This is a genomic window from Spirosoma lituiforme, from assembly GCF_054776635.1.
In genome coordinates this window covers 1-1,379 of the sequence record NZ_BAAHBO010000035.1, presented here as the reverse complement: position 1 = coordinate 1,379, position 1,379 = coordinate 1, and the positions used below count along the sequence as shown (strand labels likewise).

Genomic DNA, 1,379 nt, shown 5'->3' with positions numbered 1-1,379 from the left:
CGTATGCTACTGATTAGATTGGACAGTTATTAAAATCACCGTAAGAGACCCTCGTATTGCACATTTCCGTACCGCACTTTCTTGTACGGGTACCAGCGTAACTTGACTTTACGTTTTCGCTGGTGCATCTGGTGCGGAGTTAAATAATTCAGCGAAGCGTGCGGACGCACCGTGTTATAAGCCGTAATCGCTCGTTCGATACCCTCGGCAGCTGCCGCGAAAGAAGTAAAGGTACGGCTCAGCTTGCAATCATCCTTTAGGGATTGTAGCACGCGTTCAGCCATCGAATTCTCGTTAGGATCCCCTGACTCAGTCATACTAATAGTGGCATTCACTTGCCGCAATCGTTGCACGTATGCCCAGGAACAGTATTGGACGCCCCGATCGGAATGGTGGATCAACGACTGGCTAATATCTTTCCGGGCTAACAAAGCCATATTCAGTGACCTCAAAGCCCCTTGAGCATGCATCGTTTTCTCAAACGACCAGCCCACGATCTTACGCGAAAAAGCATCCATAATGATGTACAGATACGCGTAAGTTTGACCCACTGAGATATATGTCAGATCGCTCACCCACAGCTCATTAGCCCGAGAAGGAATCACATTCTTGACCTTGTTGGGGTATTTAAAATGAGTATGATTCGATTGAGTTGTCGTGACCTTTTGGGCTTTTCGTTTAGCCAACATGCCGTTCTCTTTCAAGAGCGCATGCAAGCGATCCCGACCCAGTTTGATGCGATGCCGGGTTAAAAATACCCGCATTTCATGATGCAGCTTGTGGGTGCCCATGCCCGGTATGTCACGACGAATTCGCCTGACTTCCTGCAAGATAGCATCCGTCTGAAAACCCATCTTCTCCTGTCGCCGGGTAGCCGCATACCAGGCTTGTCTCACTCGGCCAAACAGCTTACAAATTACCTCCATCCCCACTAAGGGGTAGCGACGAGTTAATTTTTCGGCCGCCTGGCGCCAGGCTTTTTTACGATTGGAATGTTAAATTGCTCTTCGGCGATCTGGATCACCGTTTGGTAAGCCTCAGCTTGTAAGCGGAGAAACTGATTCTCCTTCTCCATGTCAGCTAGTTTGCGTTCCAGCATTTTGACATAATCCGCGTCTCGTTTCATGGTTTTTCGGCGGTTTTTGGGTTGTAAAAGGGGAAGTAAACGGAGTCTAAAGTAGTTGCGGTTGAGACGGCGCAGCTCCTTCATAGGGATGCCCAGGGTTTCTTCCAGTTCGGAGGCCTGGACTCGTTCGGCCCGATAGGCTTCGACAACCTTCCATCGGAATAGGTGTCGAGTTTTCTTTTTCTTATAGCCTAACAAATCATTAAGATACGTATTCATACTGGATTTTGACTAGATTTTCCAGTAGCATACG

Annotated in this window: 2 protein-coding genes; both read right to left on the bottom strand. The window is 48.2% G+C overall.

What is annotated here, in order from left to right:
* Positions 1-35: 35 nt before the first annotated feature.
* Positions 36-926 (bottom strand): IS3 family transposase, encoded by an 891-nt coding sequence (locus ACYU87_RS27515; RefSeq protein ID WP_461137215.1) that lies wholly within the window; start codon positions 924-926, stop codon positions 36-38.
* Between the two features lie 23 nt (positions 927-949).
* On the bottom strand, positions 950-1,345 hold the full coding sequence (locus ACYU87_RS27510; protein ID WP_461137214.1) for a hypothetical protein: 396 nt from the start codon (positions 1,343-1,345) through the stop codon (positions 950-952).
* Between the last annotated feature and the right edge of the window lie 34 nt (positions 1,346-1,379).